This window comes from Corallococcus exercitus, from assembly GCF_003611585.1.
Taxonomy (GTDB): domain Bacteria; phylum Myxococcota; class Myxococcia; order Myxococcales; family Myxococcaceae; genus Corallococcus; species Corallococcus exercitus.
The window spans coordinates 1-16846 of sequence record NZ_RAVW01000205.1; the positions used below are offsets into that span (position 1 = coordinate 1).

General features: G+C 65.7%; 12 protein-coding genes and 2 tRNA genes. 6 read left to right on the top strand and 8 right to left on the bottom strand.

All coding sequences use genetic code 11. The features are described from left to right. The first annotated feature begins 552 nt into the window (after nt 1-552). From D7W79_RS23815 to D7W79_RS23825, 4 genes are all read left to right on the top strand, one after another. A complete protein-coding gene (locus tag D7W79_RS23815) occupies nt 553-999 on the top strand; it encodes a hypothetical protein (protein WP_120527688.1) in 447 nt (148 codons plus the stop codon). Nucleotides 1000-1130: 131 nt separating this feature from the next. Then, nucleotides 1131-1307 carry a hypothetical protein gene (locus tag D7W79_RS43780; RefSeq protein ID WP_158617032.1) on the top strand — a complete coding sequence of 59 codons (177 nt, stop codon included), beginning with the start codon at nt 1131-1133 and terminating at the stop codon, nt 1305-1307. Nucleotides 1308-1438: 131 nt separating this feature from the next. Next, the gene (locus tag D7W79_RS23820) at nt 1439-2887 is read left to right on the top strand and encodes an FAD-dependent oxidoreductase (RefSeq protein WP_120527689.1); all 1449 of its coding nucleotides are present in this window, start codon (nt 1439-1441) and stop codon (nt 2885-2887) included. Nucleotides 2888-3216: 329 nt separating this feature from the next. Further along, nucleotides 3217-4020, top strand: a complete 804-nt coding sequence (locus D7W79_RS23825; protein ID WP_120527690.1) for an alpha/beta hydrolase — start codon at nt 3217-3219, stop codon at nt 4018-4020. A 309-nt stretch (nt 4021-4329) separates the two neighbouring features. Here D7W79_RS23825 and D7W79_RS23830 read toward each other — a convergent pair whose 3' ends face one another. The 8 genes from D7W79_RS23830 to D7W79_RS23865 all read right to left on the bottom strand — a co-directional run bounded on the left by D7W79_RS23830 (nt 4330) and on the right by D7W79_RS23865 (nt 15238). Next, nucleotides 4330-5484 (bottom strand): serine/threonine protein kinase, encoded by a 1155-nt coding sequence (locus tag D7W79_RS23830; RefSeq protein ID WP_120527691.1) that lies wholly within the window; start codon nt 5482-5484, stop codon nt 4330-4332. Between the two features lie 160 nt (nt 5485-5644). Beyond that, entirely contained in the window at nt 5645-7453 is a 1809-nt protein-coding gene (locus D7W79_RS23835; protein ID WP_120527692.1) for a serine/threonine protein kinase, read from the bottom strand. Beyond that, nucleotides 7450-8319 carry a DUF2381 family protein gene (locus D7W79_RS23840; RefSeq protein WP_120527693.1) on the bottom strand — a complete coding sequence of 290 codons (870 nt, stop codon included), beginning with the start codon at nt 8317-8319 and terminating at the stop codon, nt 7450-7452. Before D7W79_RS23840 ends, D7W79_RS23835 begins: the two co-directional genes overlap by 4 nt. Before the next feature lie 152 nt (nt 8320-8471). After that, complete coding sequence (locus D7W79_RS23845; protein WP_120527694.1) at nt 8472-11690, bottom strand: type I restriction endonuclease subunit R; 3219 nt, start codon at nt 11688-11690, stop codon at nt 8472-8474. 2 nt (nt 11691-11692) lie between these two features. Then, complete coding sequence (locus D7W79_RS23850) at nt 11693-12913, bottom strand: restriction endonuclease subunit S (protein WP_120527695.1); 1221 nt, start codon at nt 12911-12913, stop codon at nt 11693-11695. Next, nucleotides 12900-14807, bottom strand: a complete 1908-nt coding sequence (locus D7W79_RS23855) for an N-6 DNA methylase (RefSeq protein ID WP_120527696.1) — start codon at nt 14805-14807, stop codon at nt 12900-12902. The genes D7W79_RS23850 and D7W79_RS23855 overlap by 14 nt, the downstream gene beginning before the upstream one ends. Nucleotides 14808-15080: 273 nt before the next feature. Further along, nucleotides 15081-15153, bottom strand: a tRNA-Glu gene (locus D7W79_RS23860). Between the two features lie 12 nt (nt 15154-15165). Then, nucleotides 15166-15238: transfer RNA gene (locus D7W79_RS23865), tRNA-Lys, on the bottom strand. Nucleotides 15239-15428: 190 nt separating this feature from the next. Here D7W79_RS23865 and greB point away from each other — a divergent pair. Together greB and D7W79_RS23875 are read left to right on the top strand one after the other, a co-directional pair. After that, nucleotides 15429-15962: a transcription elongation factor GreB gene (gene greB / locus D7W79_RS23870; RefSeq protein WP_120527697.1), complete on the top strand. Its 534-nt coding sequence runs from the start codon at nt 15429-15431 to the stop codon at nt 15960-15962. A 9-nt stretch (nt 15963-15971) separates the two neighbouring features. Further along, nucleotides 15972-16846 (top strand): deacetylase (locus tag D7W79_RS23875; RefSeq protein WP_120527698.1); only part of this gene is annotated, 875 nt, incomplete at its 3' end.

Below are 16846 nucleotides of genomic sequence, written 5' to 3' on the forward strand. Positions count from 1 at the left end.
GGGCTGGGCAGGCGTGTCCCTCAAGGGGCTCAAGCGGCCTCTCAACCGACCGGGTGCGCTGCTCGGGCGGCCCCTGTCAGCGGCCCTCCTCGGCCCCAGCGCTCCAGCACGCCACCCCTCAACTGGCCTTCCATCATTCCTATACTCAGCCGACACCGCGAAGAGCTGGAACAGATCTACCTTCACGCGGCGTCCCATGCGTGTCCATCCACGCCAACGTCAAACACCGCTGGCCGTACCTGCGCTGGAGCTTCGCGACGCCGGAGTTCCACCCCTGGCCACACGTCGGACGACGAACGCATCGACAAGAACTTCGTCGTCTTCCATCCGTTGCTGGGATGAAGAAGGCCCCACTCGGCGAAGCGGGACTTCGCCGAGCCCCCGCCACGGCAACGTCCAGGAAGCGACATCCGGGGCAGTCATGCCGCGCACCCTCCCGGAATGTCGCGCTCCACGTGACGTCTCGCGCCATCGCTCGTGACTCGTCAGCATTCGGCCACGTGGGTAGGGTGCGCGCCGCGGTACGCGGTCCCCCCCAACAAAGGAATACCGATGAAGCTGAATGCTCTCGCGATGTCCGTCGTGGCGATGCTGACGCTGGCCGTGGGCTGTGGTGTGGCGGATGAGAACGTGGCGCAGGGCGAGCAGGTGACCGCCCAGGGCAGCACCTGTGCGATGGGCCAGCACCTCTGCCCTACGTGTGATGGGAAGAGCACCTACTGCGCCATGATGTGCGGGGACTGCGCCGTCCCCATCGCCGCGCCCACCGTCGAGGCCGAGGGCCTCACCTGCAAGACGGGCCAGAGACTCTGCCCCACGTGCGACGGCACGGGCACCTACTGCGCCACGAGGTGCTTCGAGTGCGCTCCGCAAGTCGTGGCCAATCCGGACCCGTCCGTGTCCGCCATGGGCTCCACGAGCTGCCCGCCGCGCCAGTTCCTCTGCCAGCGCTGCGACGGCAGCTATCAGTGCGCCCCCGAGTGCGCGCCCTGCCTGTAGTCCGCGCCTCGTGACGCCCTGAAGTGCCGCGGCCGGCTCCACTCGCATGGGGCCAGCCGCACCGGCCTCCTCGCCCCACCGCGCGTCCGTGCCTCCGTCGCGCATGCACTTGACGGGCGCCAACCTGACACGTGGATGCCGTCGTCGATGCGGCCGACCTGCCCGCCTCAACGGCTATTGAGGAAGCGGAGGATGGTGGCATTGACCGGTTCGGCCTCTTCCAGGCGCCTGGGCAAGGCGTCGCGTCGCTGCCGCTCACCGCCCCCTGTGTCAGGGAAGTCGTCGGCTTGGTTGACGTGCCGAGCTGAAGACGCCCTGGGTCCGAGAGGGCATGTCAGACCGGTGAGGTGCAATCTCCCCGGCGGGGGCGAGCGGCTCTGGGGAAGGTGGATCCCCCTGAGCAGCAGCGCCCCGACATGAAGCCTTGGAGGCTTGGGACTTGGAAACCCCTGGACGCAGATTCGGAAGCGCCGTGGTCATCGGCAGCAGCATGGCGGGGCTCCTGAGCGCGCGGGTGCTCGCGGACCACTTCGACAAGGTGACGCTGGTGGAGCGGGATGTCCGGGGGGAGGGGCCCGCCGCGCGCAAAGGTGTTCCGCAAGGGCCGCACATCCACGTGCTGTTGGACACGGGCCGGCGCATCCTCGACAAGTACTTCCCGGACCTGTTCGAGCACCTCCAGGTCCAGGGCGCCGAACTCATCGACTCGAGTGGAGACCTCGCCTGGCACCACTTCGGGGTGTGGAAGCTGCGCCGCACCAGCGGCATCCCCGGGCTGCTGTGCACCCGGCCCCTGCTCGAGTGGAACGTCCTTCGTCGGGTGAAGGCGCGGCCCAACGTCGCGGTGCGCGAGGGCTGCTCCATCGAAGGGCTCATCTGCGACGAGAAGGGCACGGGGCGCATCACGGGCGTCCGGGTCAAGACACCCCAGGGCGAGGAGTCGTGGGAGGCGGACCTCGTCGTGGATGCCAGTGGCCGGGGCTCGCGGATGCCTCAGTGGTTGGAAGCCATCGGCTACGCGCGCCCGGAGGAAGAGCAGGTCATCGTGGACCTTTCCTACACGACGTGCCTGCACGAGCCGCCGCCCCACTTCCAGAAGGAATGGAAGGCGCTCTTCCTCTATCCAAGTCCTCCCAAGGCCTGGCGCGCGGGTTTCATCTCACACGTCGAGGGAGGCCGGTGGCTCGTCACCCTCAATGGCTACTTCGGGGAGCACGCGCCCACCGAGTACGCGGGGTTCCTCGAGTACGCGCGCTCACTGACGCGTCCGGACCTGTACGACTCCCTGAAAGAGGCCACGCCGATTGGGCCCATCTCCCAGCACAAGGTGAAGGACTGCCGGTGGCGGCACTACGAGAAGCTGCCCCGCTTTCCCGAGGGACTGGTCATCCTGGGAGACGCCGCGTGTGCCTTCAACCCCCTCTACGGGCAAGGCATGTCGGTGGCGGGGCTTGGCGCCGAGCTGCTGGACACCTGCCTTCGCGAGCAGGCCGAACGAGGCGAGCTATCGGGCCTGGCGCAGCGCTTCCGCGAGCGGCTGCCTGAAGTCATCCGGCTCCCGTGGCTGTTGGGCACGGGCATGGACCTGCTGTATCCGCAGGCCGTCGGGAAGCGGCCCTTCGGGCTGGGCTTGCTGCACTGGTACCTCCTGCGGCTGATGGAGCGCACGTCGACCGACGCACACGTCCATCGCCAGTTCTACCGGATACTGCACCTGCACGCGGGGCTGGAGGCGGTTCTCCAGCCCTCCGTGGCCTTGCCCGTGTTGGGCCATGGCGTCATGTCGCTCCTCCGCCCTCTCGAGCGGCTGGCGAATACCGAGACACGGCCTCCTCCTCTCACGCCCCCGCGTCCAAGCCCCGTCCCGGTCCAGAAGTCCACGGGGTAGCCGCCGCGGCTTGACATCCCGCCGGGAGATCAAGTTCCCTTCACTGAACGCGGCCTGCTCGCGCGCAGTCCCATCACCAGCCCATGCCTGGTGAAGCTCTGGGACGAAGGGGATTCGATTCCTCGGGCTTTTGTGCAGTAGGTCGCATCGCTTCCTCTGCGGAACGCGAGCGCATGGGGCTTCGCACCGCGTCGAGGCAGGCGATGACCGTCCGTCGAAATGAAAAGAAGAGGGCTCGTGCGCTCCAGAAGCAGAGCGGCGAGCCGTATACGGCCGTTCTCGAACGCCTCCGGCGCTCTCACGCAATTGTTTCGCAAGTGAGGACCCAAATGGCAGAGATCGACCTGAGCAAGCCCATCGTCTACCGCGTCGAAGGGATGGACCACACGGCAACGCGGCGCAACGAAGTCTACCGCGTGGACGGAGACGAGAAGCTGCTGATGGACCTGCAGCTGCCGCCCAACCTCCCATCAGGAGCCCGGGTGCCGGCCATCTTCTTCGTCCACGGCGGCCCCATCCCGCGAGAGGGCGTGCCACCCAAGCAGTGGGGCATCTTCCAGTCCTACTCGGCGCTCGCGGCAGCGTCCGGGTTCGTGGGGGTGGCCTTCAATCATCGCCTGCACGCGCCGGAGGACTACCCTCGCTCCCAGAGCGACATCGCCGCGGCGGTGGAGTACGTCCGGATCCACGCGGACAGGCTGAACGTGGACCCGTCCCGGATCGTGCTCTGGTATTTCTCAGGCGCAGGACCGCAGCTTTCGTGGGTCCTCCGCGAACGCCCGACCTTCGTGCGCTGCGTGCTCGCGTTCTATGCGCTCCTCGACCTCCGGGCCCTCGTGCCTCCGGGAGCGCCGCCCGTCCTCCTGGAGCAGGCTGCCGCCTACTCGCCCGCCGCGCTCGTGGGGGCACGGGCCAAGGGGCTGCCCCTCTTCGTCGCCCGGGCCGGCCAGGATTCGCCGATGGTGAACCAGTCGATTGACGCCTTCATGCGCGAAGCAGCCGCTGCCGACGTTCAGATTGACTTCGCCGACCACCCGGAAGGCCGTCACACCTTCGACGTCCTGGACGACGTCGAGCGCTCCCGCGAAATCATCGCTCGGGCGATGGCCTTCGTCAGGGCGCATCTCCCATAGCGACAGCAGGGTCTTTCTTCCCATCCGTCTGGAGATGCGAAGGAGCCTGAAAACACCGAGGCCGGAAACCGCTGGGTCTCAGCGGCTTCCGGCCTCGGTCCTTCAGTGTCCCCGACGGGATTCGAACCCGTGGGCCAAGGCGATAGGAAACCCAGGCAGGACGTGCTGTTACCCCCTATCCCCTTGATTTCCTCGGGTTCGTCATACCACCCCGTCCCAAGCTGTTCCCTGGTGTGTCCCCCCAATCCACGCTGGAGGGTCACACTGGGGGCGCATGCGCCCGGTCCACCACTACCGGACAGCAGGCGGCTAGTTCGTGCTGATTTCGTCCTGGGAAGCCTGGAGGCCACGGGGGCGCCGCATGCCCAGCTCGACCATCACCTCGCGGGAGCGCTTGGCCATCTCGTGGAGTTCAGCCACCGCTTCCTTCCGGCCGTAGGCATCGCCTTCTCCGAGCCAGCGGCGCAGGTCCGCCGCCAGTTCCCGAGCGGTCTGGTAGCGGGCTTCCGGACGGGGCTGGAGGAGCTTGCGCAGTGCCAGGCCCAGCCCCTGCGGAAGGGACTCCGTCAACGCATTCAGGTCCGCTTGCGAGTAGGTCGCCGCCCGCCAGATCGCGTCCTCCACGCCGACAGGGCTGCCAGCGAGCCGAGCCCGCCTGACGGCACGTCGGACCCGCACGCGCTGCCTGACCGAAAGCGAGCCCTTCACCTCTTCGGTCAAAGCGTCCGGGGCATCCAGGAGGTTCTTCCCCGTCGCGAGTTCAAGCAGGACGTTGCCAAGCGCGAAGAGGTCCGCTCTCGCATCCACGCGACCCGTCAGAAGCATTTCCGGGGAGGAGTAGAACGCATCCCCCTGCGGCTGGCGCACCGTGGACGAAACGCGGCCGGGCAGGTCTGAAAGGGCGAGCCCAAAGTCGGAGACCTGCACGTCTCCGTTCCAATCGACGAAGATGTGCTCAACGTCGAGCGCCCGGTGGACGATGTTGAGGGAGCGCCCCTGTTCGTCCTTCGCCTCGTGGGCATGCTCCAGGGCCTCGGCGACGCGCGCCCCGACATGGAGGGCGAAGAGGGGAGAGAACCGGCGACCGCACTCCCCCGAGAGCGTCAACAGGGTGTTGATGCTGTGCCCTGACGGATGCTCGGTGATGACGTACCAGCACCCCTCCGCCTTGTGCAGCCCATGGACACGGAGGATGCCCGAATGGTCGAGGTACGTCGCGAGGCGCACCTGCTCTTCCAACTTCGCCCGCGCCCGCTTGACGCGGGGCACCTCCAGCAACTTCGGAACACCCACGGCCTTGAGCAGCACCTTGCCCCGGATGTTGCCCTCGGAAGTTCGGCGCCGGGCCAGCAGGAGACTCAACCCGTGGTGGACCTCTCCCAGGTCTTCGCGGAACTCGTACTGGAAGCCGTCCCGCGTGAAGAGAATGGCCCCGCGTGGAAGCCTGAACTCACTTTCCGACATGCTCTTTCCTCCTCTTCGCGCAGGCATCCGAAGGCCGACGCGTCGTGGACGACGTTACCTGTGGGATGGGCCGTCGTGGAACGACCCTGGAAGGTCATGTCGAGTTCGAGGAGGAGGGGGCGAAATCAAGCACCTACCCACCACGTCGCCCCGGGCCTGCTCAGGGCCAGCGATCCACCACTGTCCCGGAACCCCGATTTGATGCCTTCACCCTACCGTCCTTGAACGCCACGACAGTCCCCTCGTGCACGAAGCAAATGGGATACTCCTCCTGCCCCGGGAGCTTCACGCGGTCATACCGGATGACGAGTGCTGGCCCATCCGCACGCCCCATCTTGTCGGAGAGGTAGTAGGCCTTGCCGTAGAATCGTGTCCCACGAGGGGCGACCGCGTCCTGCCGGTCATCGCTGACGCCTTTGGGGACCACCCCCACCACCTCCGCGCCAGCGGTGAACCATACATTGTCAAAACTCGCTTGGCGGTCATCGAGTTGGAGGGAGAAGCTGTCCCCTTCCTTCCAGTGAAGTTGCTCCCGCATGGCCTCTTCCGCCCCAGCCGGGCAGGTGAAGGCCTCGGGCCGGATCTGGGCACCCGGACAACCCGCCGCCAGCGCCGCGACGAGCGACAGAGACGCGCACTCGATGGCGGCAACGGACTTCTTCGGCAGGCGTGGCGCACGTCCTGGGGACGAGGCTTCGGGAACTGGGGTCTTCAAGGCGGATCCTTCCTTCGGGGCAGCGGCGATGGCTGGCCCCGGGACTTTCACGAACGAAGGGCCAGCAGGTGTCATAGCAGGCGGGGATGTCTCGGTCGGTGGGGAATGGGTGGTGGCAGGAGGAGGGCGTGGGGCTGCGGCGTCGCGCGACCCGGCAGGCCCGCCGGGGGCGCTCCCTGACGAGCGCCAGAGGGCCGCAGCCATGACGAGCGCGACGAGACAAACGACGCCTGCGAGCCAACTTCCCGCGCGAAGCGCTCGCTCCATCAGGGCCACATGCCGCTTGAGGGATTGCGGCGAGCTGGGAACCGCCAGAGCCGCAGGTGTTGTCCCTCCGTGACGTTGTTCTGCGGGTGGATGGGCCGGCACGTCATATTCAGCGGAGCGCTCGGCACGGAGATCCGCCAGCTCGCGGCGCAGCGCCTCGGTATCGACCGGACGCCCCTTGGGGTCTCGGGCCAGGATGTTCTCGACGAGATCGCTCAGGGCCGCTGGCACCCGCGCATTCGCCAAACGAGGGGGCGGCGGTGGGAGGGCAGGGCTGTTCAAGTCGAAGCGCGGACGAAACTCCGTCGGGCGTGGGTCGGTCAGCAGTTCATGGAGCATGACGCCGACCGCGAAGATTTCGTCGGCGACCTGGAAGGCGTAGCGGGCCCGGTGCTCGTCCTTGTGCTCGCGCAGGAACTTGAACTGCTCGGGCGCGCGATAACGGTCTGTCCCTGGAGGCAACCCCCCATCCGTCAGGTCTTCGGCGAGTGTGTAGGTCGCGCAACTGAAGTCGATGATGACGGGCTCGCCGTCGCTCTTGCGGATGAGCACGTTGGACAGCTTCAGGTCCCGATGCAGGACGCCCCGGCGATGCATGTAGGCCAGCGCACCGGCAATCTTCTCGAAGACCCCGAGGATTTCGCGAACGGTCGGGTGCTTGCGCTCCGCCCACTCCGCGAGCGTCCAGCCGTCCACGTAGTCGAGCGCGAGGTACAGGTTCCCACTCTCCGCCAGTCCATATCCTTGTGGCCGGACGATGTGGGGATGGTCCAGCATGAGCAGCGCCGTCAACTCCCGCAGAGTCCGGACATGCGTCTGCTTGGGGTCGCCGCTGGACTCCCGGTGCTGGGCCACCTTGATGGCCCGCTGACTGCCGTTCTTTTCGCCAAGGAAGACGAACGCAAAGCCTCCGTCACCGAGTGGCTTGGAAACCTGCCACCCGTCAATCAACGAACCGGGCGGAACGTGAGGCAGCGTCGCGCTCATTGAGCATCCTCCGCGGCGGGCTTCGGGAATCGCACGTCTGGAACCGTGAGCCGACGCTCCCCATCACCACGCACCTCCAGGGTGAAGACGAGGTCTGCTTTCGTCTCTGGCACTTCCACGACCGCAAGAACGCGCCCGAACTCCCCCGGGGGGATTGCTCCCGGCTTCTTCGCTACCAGTCGCGCCCGCAGGGGCATGTCGACGCGCCCCACGAACATCGCTTCTCGTGGTGTCCAAGCGGGGGCGTCAGGGCCGTTCACAATCTTCACGTCCGCCAGAATCCAACCCGTGCCCCGAAAGGCCACGAGCTTGTCCAAACTCAGCCCCTGCACAGCATCAAGCGTGCCTTTGTGGCTGGACGTCGTGACGCCCTTCGCGTCCACGTAGCCAAGGAGCACGAAGTCTTCCGGCTTCGGCGCCGGAGCTTGGGCTGTGGGCTGGCAGGCCGTGTTCGGCGGTTCCGGGCGTTGCACATCGATCCGAGAGTCCACTTCGGCCGGGTCGGTCACGAGCACGAACGCGGCCCGTGCCGGCGCTCGGCCGTCAGCGAAGAAGACCCCGATCTCCTGTCGCTCGCCCGCACCGAGATTGGCCACGGGCTGAACGATGATCGACCGCTCGCCGGCATCCAGGACGCGGATCCGAGACTCATCGAAGGTCAGGGTCTTCTTCTGGATCGGCGAAGAGAAGAGAAACAACGTCGGGGTGTCCCCCGCAACGCGGACGATGGGCAACGGTTCGGCGGATGTGCTGGCGACGGCGACGGATCGTTCCCGCCTGCCCCGTACACCCGGTGCCGGCTCAGCCCTCGCAGCAGCTCCCCACACGAGCGCGAGCGCGAGGGCCAATCTGAACGGTTGGAGCACTGGTGCATGACCTCCCGGATGGGAAGGCTACCATCGCCAATGCTCGCGCAGTGGTTCTCTTTCCTACGGCCGGAGTGACGCACCGTGTCCCTATCACGCGACGCGCCGCACCTCCGCGTGCTGAGCGTTGCCGCTGGATGGGGGCCCACCAGTTAATGACGGCGGCGGGGCTTCGGTGGGACATCCAGTTTCGGGTCAGGCTCAGCCGCCATCAGTGGCTTCGCTGGCTCGTGCTGATACACCTGTGCCGGTAGTTGAATCACACTGGCGGAAGCGCCCGGGGGCGGAGTCGCTGACGCCTCCAGCAGCCCGTCCTCGGCCCAGGTTTCACAGAGCCGCTCGGCCTGTTCCATCACCGTCTGTGTTGCCGCTTCCTGCCGGTCCGGCGGGTACTTGTACTTGCGGAGCAACCGCTTCACGAGGGTTCTGAGCTTCGCCCGAGCCGCCTCCCGCTGCGTCCAGTCGATGGTCACGTTTCTGCGGATGATCTCCGTCAGCTCCCGGGCCATGGCCTTCAATACGGGTTCGCCCATGAATTGGAGCGCGGCATTGTTCAGGCCGAGCGCCTCGTAGAAGGCCAGTTCATCATCCGAGAGTCCGAGCTTCTCTCCTCGGGCCTGCGCCTCGCGCATCTCCTCGGCGAGCTTGATCAACTCTTCGATGACCTGCGCGGTTTCGATGGCCCGATTCCGGTACGACCGGACGGCGCGCTCCAGCATCTCCGAGAAGGTTCGCGACTGGACCAGGTTCGTCCTCGACCGGCGCTTCAGCTCGTCGTTGAGGAGCTTCCGAAGCAGCTCCAGGGCGACGTTTCGCTGCGGCAGTCCCCGGACCTCGGCAAGGAACTCGTCCGAGAGGATGCTGATATCCGGCTTCTTCAGGCCGGCAGCCGCGAAGATGTCGATGACCTCCTCGCTGGCTGCGACCGCCCGGCTGACGATCTGCCGGATGGCTTGATCGAGATCCTCCTCGGGCCTCGCATCCACCGCCGTTCGTTTGACGAGCGCCGCCTTCACTGCCTGGAAGAAAGCCACCTCGTCCCGGACCTTCAACGCATCCTCATGCGGCACCGCGAGGGCGAAGGCCCGGCTCAGCTCCGTGACTGTCTGGACGAAGCGCTCCTTGCCATCCTCCTGCTTCAGGATGTGCTCCTGCGCCGTTGGCAGGAAGTTCAGAAGCCGCTTGAGGTCGCCAATTACCTGCCGGTAGTCCAGCCCGTGGAACATGGCCTGGCAGACCTCGAAGCGCGCCAGCATCGCCGCCACGGCCTCGTTCTGGTCGATGGCCGTGCCGCCCTTGCCACCGGCTTCCGTGTACGTAGCCAGCGCGGACTTGAGCTGATCGGCAAGCCCCAGGTAGTCCACGACCAGGCCGCCGGGCTTGTTCCTGAAGACGCGGTTCACCCGGGCGATGGCTTGCATGAGGCCGTGGCCGCGCATCGGCTTGTCCACGTACATGGTGTGGACGCAGGGCGCGTCGAAGCCGGTCAACCACATGTCCCTGACCAGGACCAGCTTCAGCTCGTCCTTCGGGGTCTTGAAGCGTTTGGCCAGGGCCTCGCGGCGGCTCTTGCTGCGGATGTGCGGCTGCCACTCCAGGGGGTCGGAGGCGGAGCCAGTCATGACGACCTTGATGGCGCCTTTTTCGTCGTCGTCGCTGTGCCATCCGGGCCGTAGCCGGACCAGCTCGCGGTACAGCTCCACACAGATCCGCCGGCTCATGCAGACCACCATGGCCTTGCCGTCCATGACCTCCAGGCGCCGCTCCAGGTGCTGAACCAGGTCTCGGGCGATGACCCCGAGCCGCTTCTCCGTACCAACGATGGCTTCGAGCTGGGCCCACCTGCTCTTGAGCCGCTCCCGGCGGACCTCCTCCTCGCCCTCCGTGACCTCTTCGAACTCGGAGTCGATGTGCGGTCGCTCCGAATCCAGCAGCTCCAGTTTGGCGAGCCGGCCCTCGTAGTAGATGGGCACCGTGGCGCCGTCCTCAACGGCCCGCTGGATGTCGTAGACGCTGATGTACTCACCGAAGACCGCACGGGTGTTCTTGTCTGTGGTCTCGATGGGAGTCCCAGTAAACCCGATGAAGCTGGCGTGCGGCAGCGCGTCCCGCAGGTGCCGGGCGAAGCCATCGATGAAGTCGTACTGGCTGCGGTGCGCCTCGTCCGCAACAACGATGATGTTCCGGCGATCCGAGAGCAGCGGGAAGCGGTCACCCTTCTCCTCGGGGGCGAACTTCTGCACGGTCGTGAAGACCACGCCGCCGCTGGCGACTTTCAATTTCTTCCGGAGGTCGGCTCGGTCCTCCGCCTGGACGGGCTTCTGTCGGAGCAGCTCGTGGCAGCGGCTGAAGGTCGCGAAGAGCTGGTCGTCGAGATCGTTCCGGTCCGTCAGTACGACCAGGGTCGGGTTCTCCATGGCCGGATGCAGGACCGCCTTCCCTGCGTAGAAGGCCATCGTCAGGCTTTTGCCGGAGCCCTGCGTGTGCCAGATGACGCCAACGCGGCGATCTCCATCGGGGCGGACTGCCTGCACGGTCGCGTCGACAGCCCGTTGCACGGCGTGGAACTGGTGGTAGCCAGCGAGCTTCTTGATGATTTCGGCGCCGTCCTCCTCGAATGCGACGAAGTGCCGGATGAAATCCAGGAGTCTCCGCTGCTCGAAGACACCGCGGATGAGGACCTCCAAGCCCAGCATCGTCGTCGGGGCGAGGTCTTCCCCTTCAATGGTCCGCCAGGGCGAGAACCTCTCTCGGTTCGCCGTCAGTGAGCCGAGCCGAGCTTCGAGACCGTCGCTGACGACCAGAAGCTCGTTGAATCGGAACAGCGACGGGATGTCCTTCTTGTAGGTCTGGAGCTGGTGGAAGGCCGTCCAGATGGTGGCGTCCTCGTCGGCTGCGTTCTTCAGCTCGATGACCGCGATGGGGAACCCGTTGAGGAATACCGTGAGGTCAGGGCGGCGGTTGTGACCGGCCTCGAACACCGTGAACTGGCTGACTACCAGCCAGTCGTTGTTTTCCGGGACCCCGAAGTCTATTAGCCGAACCCGGTCACCGATTATGCCGCCGTCCCCGAGGTACTCGATCTCGACACCATCGACGAGGAGCCGGTGATTGCGGCGGTTCTCCTGGAGCAGGGCAGGGTGCTCCTGGACAAGCACCTTCCGGAGGGCCTCATCAATTGCGGTCGCGGGTAGACCGGGGTTCAGCCGAGCGATGGCGCCTCGGAGTTGCGGCACAAGAAGGGTGTCGCCAAGGCTCTTTCGGTGCGGACCGGCATCGTTCTTCTGGGCGAGTAGCACCGAATACTTCAGCTCATCGAAGTAGCGAAGCGCCTCCTCTTCAGCGACAGACTCGGTGAGGGTCAGGCTCATGGTCACGCAGTGGCTGCGAGCTGGGACTCGACATCTCGGATGAGGATCTCCCCAGAAAGCAGCTTTGGGAGGAGCGTGTCGCGGAGTGCTGCGAGAGTAGTTATCTGAGCAGTGTTCTTGGCTGCGAGTTCAAGCAGCGGACTCGCGAAGTCTGAGAATCGCTCTTGTAGGGTTCGAGGGGCAGCTACAAGCCTCTCCTCATGCAGGTGGTTGCGATTGATGCCGGGTACGGCTGCCTTGTCGGAAAACTTGTTGAAGTCTAGCAGCTGAAGCAAGTGGTAGGTGTACATGAGGTGGTTTCCCTTCAAGTCCCTCACGTATAGTGTTGTGTTCAAGGGCCAGAAGTCCTCTCGTACCAAGAAGACTTCGCCGATGCTTCCGTAGCGCCCCGTCACTATTCCCGGACCGGGCACTTTTGGTTCGTTATGCCATCCAGAAGGCCCTGAAGAAGAGACCACTGGTACTGCGCCCAGGACACGTTGTGAGCTGGGGAGGTCATATCCACGTTTAAGCTCCAGAATGTCCCCCAGACGCTTGATAGGCCATTCCTCAGGAGCATTCCCTAGATCTGACTCCACGAACCTATTCGGGAACAGCGCCGCAGTCTCCGCGTCCATCCCCTCTGGCTGTCGCCCCTCGGCCTTAGCCCGGACTGGATCGAAGTCCACGAACCAGGACCGGAACAGCGCTTGGGCCATGGCCTCCAGTGTCTGGTTCATGCGCCGGTTGAGGTCGATCTTGTCGTCCAACAAGCTGAGGACGTGAGCGATCTGAAGTTGCTGAGATAACGGCGGTAGCGGAAACAGCTGGGCCGCGAACGTGTCTCGGCCGAGGGTAGGGTTTGATGTCCCATCCTTGAGATGGTTCAAGCCAACGTACTTGATGAGGTAGTACGCGAACTTGAGGTCCACATCTTTACGACGCCGCTCCAGCGAGTAGGCGGTGTCGATCACCCAGTAGTCGCCCTTCACCCATTCGACGCCAAGAGGGCCTTGGCCTTTGCGCCCCAGCACCACGCCGGGGCCTGAGAAAAGCGCCGTATCGTGCCACCCGCACTGGCCATTCGTACCGAACACGGGGATGAAACCGGGGCGCCGACTCGATTCCACAAGGGCCCGACCGTATTTCAGCTCGAACAGATCTCCAGACCGCACTAGCGGCCAATGCACACGCCCAAATCCGTGGGCAAGTGTCGCACCGAGTCCTGTCTCAGCGGCTGGCATTCTGGATCCTCCGAAGGTTCTCGCGGATTGCCGTCTCCAGCCTAGCTCCCTCCGCGAACTGCGCCTCCAGCGTTGATGCCAGCCGCTCAAACCCGACCGCGAACGGCTCGCCCTCGTCCGGCAGGTGCTCGGCGCCAACGTACCGGCCTGGCGTCAGGACAAAACCGTGGCTGCTGATCTCCTCCAGGCGTGTGGCCTTGCAGAAGCCAGGCACGTTTTCGTACTTGCCGACGCCTTTGTCGCCGCGCCATGCATGATAAGTCCCCGCAAGTTGCCCGATGTCTTCAACGGTCAACTCGCGGTGGGTGCGGTCGATCATCCGCCCGAGTTTCCGGGCGTCGATGAAGAGGGTCTCACCGCGACGGTCCCGTAGCCGATTGTTTTTCTTGTCGCGGGCAAGGAACCACAGACAGACGGGGATCTGTGTCGAGTAGAAGAGCTGACCCGGCAGCGCCACCATGCAGTCCACTAGGTCTGCTTCGATGATTGCCCGGCGGATCTCCCCTTCTCCGCTCTGGTTCGAGGACATGCTTCCGTTCGCCAAGACGAAGCCCGCTGTCCCAGTCGGGGCCAAGTGATGGATGAAGTGCTGCACCCAGGCGAAGTTGGCATTGCCAGCTGGGGGAACGCCGAATTTCCAGCGCACGTCCTCTCGTAGACGGTCTCCGCCCCAATCGCTGTCGTTGAAGGGCGGGTTTGCCAACACGTAGTCAGCCTTCAGGTCCTTGTGCTGGTCCCGGTGGAAGCTGTCGGCGTTCTCTGCACCGAGGTTGGCGTCGATGCCCCGGATCGCGAGGTTCATTCTTGCCAAGCGCCAAGTCGTAGGGTTCGACTCTTGGCCGAAGATGCTTATGTCCCCGAGCTTGCCGCCGTGTGCCTCCACGAACTTCTCGCCCTGGATGAACATGCCGCCGCTACCGCAGCAAGGGTCACAGACCCGGCCACGGTACGGCGCCAGCATCTCCACGAGCAGCTTCACCACGGAGCGCGGCGTGTAGAACTGGCCGCCCTTCTTGCCCTCGGCGCTGGCGAACTGCGAGAGGAAGTACTCGTAGACGCGGCCGAGGATGTCCTTGCTGCGGTTCTCTCTGTCTCCAAGGCCGATGCTGCCAATGAGGTCGATCAGCTCACCGAGGCGCTGCTTGTCCAGTCCCGGGCGGGCGTACTCCTTTGGCAGGACGCCCTTCAGGCTGGGGTTGTCCCGCTCAATGGCGACCATTGCTTCGTCCACGAGCTTGCCGATGGTCGGCTGCTTCGCCTGTGCTTGGATCTGAGGCCAACGGGCCTCTCTGGGGACCCAAAAGATATTCTCGGCCCGGTACTCATCCGGGTCCTCGGCGTCGGCACCCTGGTCGGCTTCGGCTAGGAGTTGGGCTCGACGCTCTTCGAAGGCGTCGCTGACGTATTTGAGGAAGATCAGGCCCAGGACCACATGCTTGTACTCAGCGGCATCAAGGTTGTTTCGGAGCTTGTCGGCCGCATGCCAGAGAGTGGCCTCGAAGCCGAGATCGCCGCCGTTCTTCTCAGTGCGAGCCCGTTTACGCATTACCGCTTGAGGCTGGGCGGCCACGGACGGAGCGGCGGCGGTCTCAACTTCGTCGCGGGTGTCGCCGAGGTTCAGGATGCGCTGGACCAGGACATTCTTTTCACGACCGCCCCGGTCCAATCCCAGACCTTCGCAGATGGCCTGAAGCTCCTCGCGTTTGAGCAGGCCGAGCAATTCTTCGAAGTCCACGGACATGGACCCAATGAGCGCGCTGATGTGGTTTTCAACGACTCGACGGTCGCCGACATCCAACTTGAAGTGGTCGGAGAGACGGATGAGCCGGTCGCGGGAGAGCTGTTCAAGCGCGGAACGCCGCTGCTGGGGAGTCAGGGGAGGGGAGAGAGCCATCGGCGGCGGAACATACCGCAACCTCCAAGGTGCTCCCCCAGTTCACGGGTCTTTCACTTCTACTCGGCGTTGCTGGACTCCGAGCATGTGGCACTGCGTGTCGCTCTCAAGGTCGCGCCCATTTTGAGGGCACGCCGATGAACGAGAGAAGCGAGCCGCAAGGGGATTGGCGTACGCAATCCGTACGTCATCGACCGGACTCCAGCGCCCCCCAGAAACGGTTCAGCCCCGTAGGCACCTTGTGTCTCCAAGGTGCCTACGGGGCTGTTCCAGTGTCCCCGACGGGATTCGAACCCGTGTTACCGGCTTGAAAGGCCAGCGTCCTGGGCCTCTAGACGACGGGGACGTCGTCACTGCTTGAGTCGCGGGGGGCTCGAACCCCCGACCCTCGGCTTAAAAGGCCGGTGCTCTACCAGCTGAGCTAGCGACTCGCTATTCTTTTTTTGGCACCGACCGCGGATCCACCCTCGGCTCCGCGAGGCGCTTCCTACCAGCAGCGCCCGGGGAGTTCCACTGGCGATCGCAGGCGCCGCTTCCTGACACGCTCCGTCCTGGCCCTGGGGTGAACATCCGCCCGCCAGCGCCCCTCCGCCCGTCAGCCTCCGGCGCTATACACAGGGCATGTCCCAGGAAGTTCCCGAACCGCCCGACGCCGAGGACGAAGAGGCAGGGGAGCAGGCCCCGTTCCGCCGCTACCTCACCCGGGTGGGCGCCGAGCGCATGCACCGCGAGCTGCTCCAGCTCCTCAACGAGGCGCGCCCCAAAGTGACCGCCGAGGTGTCCGCCGCCGCCGCCCAGGGCGACCGTTCAGAAAACGCCGAATACATCTACGGCAAGAAGCGCCTGCGGGAGATCGACCGGCGCATCCGCTTCCTCTCGAAGCGCCTGGACACCGCCACCATCGTCAACCCCTCGGAACAGGAGGACCGCTCGAAAGTCTACTTCGGCGCCACCGTGACCCTGGAGGACGAGGCCGGAACCCGCAGCACGTACCAGATTGTCGGCTCGGATGAGATCGACGCCTCCGGAGGCCGCATCAGCGTCGAGTCTCCCATGGGCCGCGCGCTCCTGCGCAAGGCCCCGGGCGACACGGTGGAAGTGCGGCGCCCCCGGGGTGAGATTGAGCTCACCCTGGTGGACATCCGCTACGACTAGGACGCCCCCATGCCCCGGACGCCAGAGCTCAGCTCCCACGCTCGCCGCACCTATTCGCGCCTGAGCAGCCTGGACCTCTCCGCGTCCGGGGGCGAGTCCCTGTCCCTGGACGACCTGGGCCTGGAGTCCGGCGGCGACCGCGTGGGTCTGGCGTTCGGCACCTACAGCCGCGAGGGCCTGGAGCGCGCCCTCCAGGCCTATGGCTTCGCGCAGCGCGTGGAGGAGCGCGTCGGCCCCTTCGAGCTGCGCCTGTCCTGCCAGGATCCCTTCCAGCCGCGCCTCACCGTCCTGAGCCGCCGCTACCACTCGCCCGTCGTGGACCTGTCCCTGCGCCAGGCCCCGGGCTCGGAAGTGGGCTTCACCCGCGCGGTGGCGGAGGCCCCGCTGCTCTACGTGGACAGCCTCCTCCTGCAGCACCCCGGGCGCCCCTTCGACTGGAGCCGGCCGCCCCTGCCCGGACAACTCCACCCCGGCCTCTCCCTGTCGCGCGACATCCTGGAGCTCTTGCACCTCATGGCCCGCCGCATCGGGGCGGAAGGGGTGGCGCTGATGCCCGCGACGTTCGCGGCCGCGTGCGTCTACGAGCGGTGCTTCTCGTTCGTGGACGGCGCCGCCCAGGGGCGCTTCAGCGCGCTTCGCCGCGCGGGCCGCGGCTGGCCCCGCTGGCTGCTGGCGTGGGCGGTGGAGCTGGGCTGCATGCGGGATGCGGAGGGGCAGCCGGCCCTCTTCACGCCCACGCCGATGATCAGCCCCCTGTCGCGGCGGCTGGCCCGGCGGCTGGACACGCGTGGCTGGCACCGGGCGCGGCGCTTCCACGCGCAGCAGGTGCTGTCGCTGGATGAAGAGGCGTTGCAGGCCCGCTTCCCCTGGGCCCGCATGCCCCC